The 6,240-nt window shown below is 71.3% G+C and carries 5 protein-coding genes; 1 reads left to right on the forward strand and 4 read right to left on the reverse strand.

Annotated elements, in window-relative coordinates; all coding sequences use genetic code 11:
• From ETD96_RS39500 to ETD96_RS39515, 4 genes are all read right to left on the reverse strand, one after another.
• A partial coding sequence (locus ETD96_RS39500; RefSeq protein WP_274704683.1) for a thiamine pyrophosphate-binding protein occupies positions 1–309 on the reverse strand: 309 nt, incomplete at its 3' end.
• Positions 306–1,154 carry an ABC transporter permease gene (locus tag ETD96_RS39505; RefSeq protein ID WP_240808553.1) on the reverse strand — a complete coding sequence of 283 codons (849 nt, stop codon included), beginning with the start codon at positions 1,152–1,154 and terminating at the stop codon, positions 306–308. The genes ETD96_RS39505 and ETD96_RS39500, both read right to left, overlap by 4 nt.
• The gene (locus tag ETD96_RS39510) at positions 1,151–1,891 is read right to left on the reverse strand and encodes an ABC transporter permease (protein ID WP_240808554.1); all 741 of its coding nucleotides are present in this window, start codon (positions 1,889–1,891) and stop codon (positions 1,151–1,153) included. The genes ETD96_RS39505 and ETD96_RS39510 overlap by 4 nt, the downstream gene beginning before the upstream one ends.
• Positions 1,892–1,981: 90 nt before the next feature.
• Entirely contained in the window at positions 1,982–2,965 is a 984-nt protein-coding gene (locus tag ETD96_RS39515) for an ABC transporter substrate-binding protein (protein ID WP_138641604.1), read from the reverse strand.
• An 862-nt stretch (positions 2,966–3,827) separates the two neighbouring features.
• Between ETD96_RS39515 and ETD96_RS39520 the strand changes: the two genes are divergently transcribed.
• Positions 3,828–6,240: sensor histidine kinase (locus ETD96_RS39520; RefSeq protein ID WP_171069459.1), on the forward strand; the 2,413-nt coding region annotated here is incomplete at its 3' end.

Here is a 6,240-nt window from a genome sequence, read left to right on the forward strand (position 1 = left end):
GGTCTGCTGCCCCGCGACGATGACCAGCGGCACCCGGTCGCGGTGGGCGGTGAAGACCGCGCCGAGCGCGTTGCCCACCCCGCCGGCGGAGTGCAGGTTGACCAGGGCGGCGTTGCCGGTGCCGATGGCGTGGCCCGCCGCCGCGCCCACCGCCACGATCTCCTGCAGCCCGAGCACGTACTCGAAGTCGGCGGGGAAGTCGCGCAGCATGCGCAGCTCGGTGGAGCCGGGGTTGCCGAAGACGGTCGTCATCCCGACCCGCCGGCAGTAGTCGAACACCGCGTCCCGGACCGTGAGTTCCGTCGTCATTCATCTGCCTTTCGCGCCCCGCGGTGCCAGCGGAGCGTGCGCCGCTCCACCGCGAGCAGGATGGTGTTGAACAGGTAGCCGAGGATGCCGAGCAGCACGATCACCGACCAGATGGTCGGGAGGTCGGACTGGCTCTGCGCGTTCGTCAGCTCGAAGCCGAGCCCGTCGGAGGTGCCCGGCAGCAGCTCGGAGAAGACCATCAGGATGAGGCCGAGCGACAGCGCCAGCCGCAGCCCCGCGAAGATCTTCGGCAGCGCCGCGGGGATGATGAGGAACCGGATCCGCTCCGCGGCCGACAGCCGGAACACCTCGGCCGTGGCGGCCTGCGTCTTGTCCACGCTGCGGACCCCGTCCACGGTGTTGAGCAGGACGGGCCAGACGGCGCCGAAGACGATCGAGGCGATCTGCATCTGGGTGCCGAGGTCGAACAGCACGATGAAGACCGGCACCACCGTCGGCGGCGGGATCGCGCGCGCGAACTGCAGGATCGGGTCGAGGTAGGCGAGCACGCGCTCGGACCGGCCGATGGCGATGCCGAGCACGACGCCGGCCACCACCGACAGCAGCAGCGCGACGGCCATCCGGCTCAGGCTCGGCGCGATGGAGTCGCCGGCGTCCCCGCCGAAGTACAGGTGCGCGGCCGGGCCGGAGAACCACATCTCCCGCATCCGGCCGACGATGTCGGACGGCGGCGGGAAGAACGGGCTCTCGGCGATGCGGGTCGCGGCCTCCCAGCCGGCGATGAGGACCACCAGCGGGAGCGCGCGGTGCAGCAGGCCGCGGACCAGCCGGCCCGCGACGCCGCGCGGGCGCGCGGCCCGCACGGTGAGGGCGGCCGCCGTCACGATGCACCACTCCCCTGTGCCTTGTGCCACCGGAACGCGCGGTTCTCGGCCTGCACCAGCACCATGTTGATGATCAGTCCGATGGTGCCGGCCCACACGGTGCCGGCGAGGACGTCGGTGTTGCCGTCCGGCACGGTGCCGGCCTGGGCGATGAACATGCCGAGGCCGTCGCCGAACCCGGAGAGGATCTCGGTGCTGACGGCGAGGATCAGCGCGATCGCCGCGGCGAGCCGCACGCCGGTCGCGATGAACGGGGCGGCGCTCGGCAGCGAGACCTTCAGCAGCACCTGCCACCGGCTGAAACCGAAGGTGCGCAGCGTCTCCTTCGCAGTCGGGTCGACGTCGTGCAGCCCGTACATGGTGTTGAACAGGATCGGCCAGCTGGAGGCGTAGACGATGAGCGGCACCTCCATGCTGAGGCCGGAGCCGAGCAGCAGCCCGGCCAGCGGGATGAGCGCGACCGACGGGATCGGGCGCAGGAACTCCACGATGGCCCGGACCGCGGTGTTCACCGCGGGGACGCTGCCGAGCAGCAGCCCGAGCGGGACCGCGATGGCGATCGCGATCAGCATGCCGAGCGCCCACGCGGTGAGCGTGACGCGCACGTTGAACAGGAAGTCGGAGTCGCCGAACAGCTCGACCGCGCGCGCGGTCACGGTGGAGGCCGGCGGCAGATAGGAACGGTCCACAATCCCGGCTCTGCCGAGCAGCTCGCTCGCCAGGAACAGGACCGCCACCCCGGCGGCCCCCCGCGCCCACTTGCCGGGACGCGAGAGGCCACGGGGTGGCGTCGTCTGGTGTGCCATGGGGGAATCAGTGCTCGCCGGTCAGGACGTCGGCTGGAACAGGACGGACTTCATGTCGGGCTTCTGCTTGAGCAGGCCCGCCGTCAGCATGAGGTCCACCGTCCGCTGCATGCGGGTGGTGTTCAGCGAGGTCGGGTAGCCCGGCAGCGTGATGACGCCGGCGACCTTCGCGTCGATCTTGGTGTAGGTGGGCAGCGCCTGCTCGACGACCTTGCGGTCGCCGGTGGCGAGCTTCTGCGCCTTGATGATGGCCCGCTGGAACGCCGCGGCCGTCTTCGGGTTCTTCTGGGTGAACTCCTGGGTGCTGACGTAGCCGCTGATCGGCAGGTCGGTCACCGGCTCGGAGCCGCCGTCGACGGCCACCCGCGCGCCGAGCTTCTTCTCGGTGTCGGAGGTGAAGGGCTCCACGGCGTGGATCGCGTCGACCTGGCCCTTCTCCAGGGCGGTCGCCATCTGCGGGAAGGGCACCTGCACGTACTCGATCTTGGAGGCGTCGACGTTGTTGGCCTTCAGGATCGCGTCCAGCGTCAGCGACTGGATGTTGTTCAGGATGTTGACCGCGACCTTCTTGCCCTCCAGGTCCTTGGGGGTCTTGATCTTGGAGTCGGACTTGACCAGCAGGTCGAAGGTGTGCGAGGCCAGCGTCGCGCCCTCGGCGACCACGCTCAGCTTGAGCGTGCCCTTCTCGTTGGCCTGCAGGAACGACACGTAGTTGGCGCCGGCGATGACGTTCACGTCGCCCTTGATCAGCGCCGGGATGGCCTGGGTGCTCTGCTGGACGGGCTTGATCTCGACCTTGAGGCCCTCGGCCTCGAACAGCTTCTGCTTCTGGGCGATGTAGACCGCCACGTTGTCGGCCAGCGGGAGGGCCGCCACCGTCATCGTGTCCTTCTCCAGACCCTGGCCGCCCGAGGCGGAGTCGTCGGAGTCGCCGCAGCCCGCCGCGGCGGACAGGACCAGGGCGAAGGCACTGACCAGTGCTGAAAGACGGAGGGATTGCCGCATGGGCACTCCTTAACTCGCGGGGGAAGTTGCTTCGGCGGGGCCGCCGGTCGGGACTTGTGAGCCAGGGGAACGACTGTAGCCACCGCACCGCCACGCCTGAAGATCACGTTCGAGGGAGGGTATCGCGAAGTGTGCGACTTGAGTGGTTTGGCTCCGAATTGCGTGACTTTCTTGTGTCCTGGCGGCCGGTGTCCGGACGGCTCCCGCCGCTCCCCGGCCGCCGGGAAGGGTCCCCTGGTCGAGCCGCCGCCGCCCGCCGGCGGACGTCCCGGCCGCGGGCGCCGGGACGCCCGGAACCCCGCAGGGCTGCGGGTTCCCGCGTTGTCGAATATGGCGTCCAATGGCGCGCCGAAGTCACCGGGGCATTCCCGGAGGGCCTGATTGGACGCCGCCGGTGACAATCCAGCGCCATTCCAATTCGGAGAGTAACTGGTCACGGTCCGGTTGCGATGTACTTTCCCCTTCCGTTCACCGAAAGGAATGGAGCCATCAGCCGATGTTACGGTGCGTGACCGGTGTATTGCGGTACGCGCCGACACCGTCCGTGATCGTCCATGCTCAGGAAAACGGACATATGGGTATAAAGTCACGATCGCTCCATTGGTCTATAACCGCTGACCTATGGTCCTTTGCGGCCTATCCGGGAATGTGCTGCAATGTCGTGCGCCGAGGGTGGAGGTGAGGTCGCTTTAACCCTGCGCGCCTATGAGGCCACGGAGAGTGCGACATCGTGTGGAGAGGGTGTTAGCGGCGGATGCAACCAAGCGACGAAGGTCGCGACGGTCCTCGACCAGGTAACGTCGAGGTTCAGTCGGACCGTTCGACACGGTCAGGCAGCAGGCTGAGCCTGCGGAACTGGCGTGTGCCACAGCGGCTGATCGTGCTGGTCCTGGTTCCGACGGTCGCCGCCGTCGTGCTCGCCGGGGTGCGCATCTCCAGCTCCCTCAGCGAGGCGGAGGCGTACGGGCGGGTCGAGCAGATGGCCGAGCTGGGCGAGGGGATCACCCGGTTCGTGCAGGAGTTCGCGGCCGAGCGCGACATGGCCGTCGAGTACAGCGCGGCCGGCCGCGCCGGCGCGCTGCTGCCGGAGCTGCAGGCCCAGGAGCGGCGGACCGACGCCCAGGTCGCGGCGGTGCGGTCGGCCGCGAACGCGATCGACGGCTCCTACGGCTCGGAGGCCGTCCGCGACGCCCGCGCGGTGCTCAGCCGGCTGGACGGGATCACGGCCCTGCGCTCCCTGGTCGTCGGTACCAAGGTGCCGGCCTTCATCGTGCTGCAGAAGTACACCGGGGCCGCCAACGAGCTGATCGCGGTCCTCGACGGTATCTCCCAGAACGCGGCCGACGACCGGCTCGCGGAGGCGAGCCGGGCCCTCGGCGCCCTCGCCCGCGCCAAGGAGGCGGTCTCGCGCGAGCGGGCCCTGCTCCTCGTCGGCGCGCGGTCCCGCCAGCTGGCGGCCGACGAGCTGAACGAGCTCCGGGCGGCGCGCGCGCAGGAGGACAGCGAGCTCGCCGCCTTCCGCGACTCCGCGACGCTGGAGCAGGTCCAGCTGTACGAGGACACCGTCGTCGGCACCAAGATCGACCAGGCCCGGCTGCTGCGGCAGCGCGTCATCTCCGGCGTCGCCACCACCGGCGGGCCGCTGTCGCGCACGCTCGGCACCGCGCGCTCGCCCAAGCTGCTCCGCGACTCGATGACCAGCATGATCGACAAGATGCGCGAGGTCGAGACGCGGCTGGCGAGCGACATCAGGGCCAGGAGCGACGACAGGGGCGCGGCGGCCCGGACGTCCTCGATCACCGACGCGGTCATCATCGCCGCGCTGCTGGCCATCGTGCTGCTGATCACGGTCGTGATGGCGCGGTCGCTGGTGCGGCCGCTGCGCCGGCTGCAGGTCGGCGCGCTGGACGTCGCCAGCACCCGGCTGCCCGGGCTGGTCGACCGGCTGCGCGATCCGGAGGCCGCCGCCGGCGGCATCGAGGTCGAGCCGATCGACATCGACTCCACCGACGAGATCGGCCAGGTCGCGCGGGCCTTCGACGAGGTCCACCGCGAGGCGGTCCGGCTCGCGGCCGACGAGGCCGTCCTGCGCGGCAACATCAACGCGATGTTCGTCAACCTCTCCCGGCGCAGCCAGTCGCTCATCGAGCGCCAGCTGCGGCTGATCGAGGAGCTGGAGCAGAGCGAGCGCGACGAGGAGCAGCTCGCCAGCCTGTTCCGGCTGGACCACCTGGCGACCCGCATGCGGCGCAACTCGGAGAACCTCCTCGTCCTCGGCGGCCAGGAGCAGGTGCGGCGCTGGAACAAGCCCGTCCCGCTCATCGACGTCGTCCGGGCGTCGCTGTCCGAGGTGGAGCAGTACGAACGGGTCGCGCTCCGGGTTCAAGGCGACATGGCGGTCACCGGCCCCGTCGTCAACGACCTCGTCCACCTGCTGGCCGAGCTGGTGGAGAACGCGACGGTGTTCTCCTCCGAGCACACCAAGGTCACCGTCTCCGGGCAGATGCTCAGCGGCGGCGGCTGCATGCTGCAGATCACCGACAACGGCGTGGGCATGTCGCCCGAGGAGCTGGAGCAGGCCAACTGGCGGCTCGCGAACCCGCCGGTCATCGACTTCTCCGCGGCCCGCCGCATGGGCCTGTTCGTGGTCGGCCGCCTGGCCGTCCGGCACGGCATCCGGGTCGAGCTGCGCGCCGCCCAGGGCGGCGGGCTCACCGCGTTCGTCGTGCTGCCGGACGCCGCGATCAGCGCCGGCGAGTCCGGCGGCATCGGCGCCCGCGGGCTCGGGCCCCGCGAGTCCGGCTCGCACGGCCAGCTCTCCCCGCTCACCGCGACGGCCGCCGACCGGCCCGCCGCGGCGGGCGGCGCGTTCCGGCAGGACGGCTACGGGGCCGCCGGGTCGCCGATGGGCGCCCCGTCCGGCGGGACCGGCGGGCACCCCATGGTCGGCGGCGGCACCGGGCCGCTGCGCTCGCTCCGCGGCGGCACCGACGCCCAGCCGATCATCGGCGAGACCGGCCCGATCCCGGTCGGCGGCTTCTCCGGCACCGACGCCCAGCCGGCGGTGCCGCCGCCCATCGAGCGGCGCCCGCCGCGCGACCGGCTCCGGGCGCAGGAGACCCGCCCGCCGGCGGACGACCCCTACCAGCCCGGCGACCGGCAGCCGCCGCGCCGGCCGGGCGAGCTGCCCATCCGCGAGCCGGGGGCGAACCTGCCCGACCGCCCGTCCGACGACGGCGCCCCGAACGGGCTGTTCCAGCCGCGCGGCGGGCTCC

Source organism: Actinomadura geliboluensis, from assembly GCF_005889745.1.
Taxonomy (GTDB): domain Bacteria; phylum Actinomycetota; class Actinomycetes; order Streptosporangiales; family Streptosporangiaceae; genus Spirillospora; species Spirillospora geliboluensis.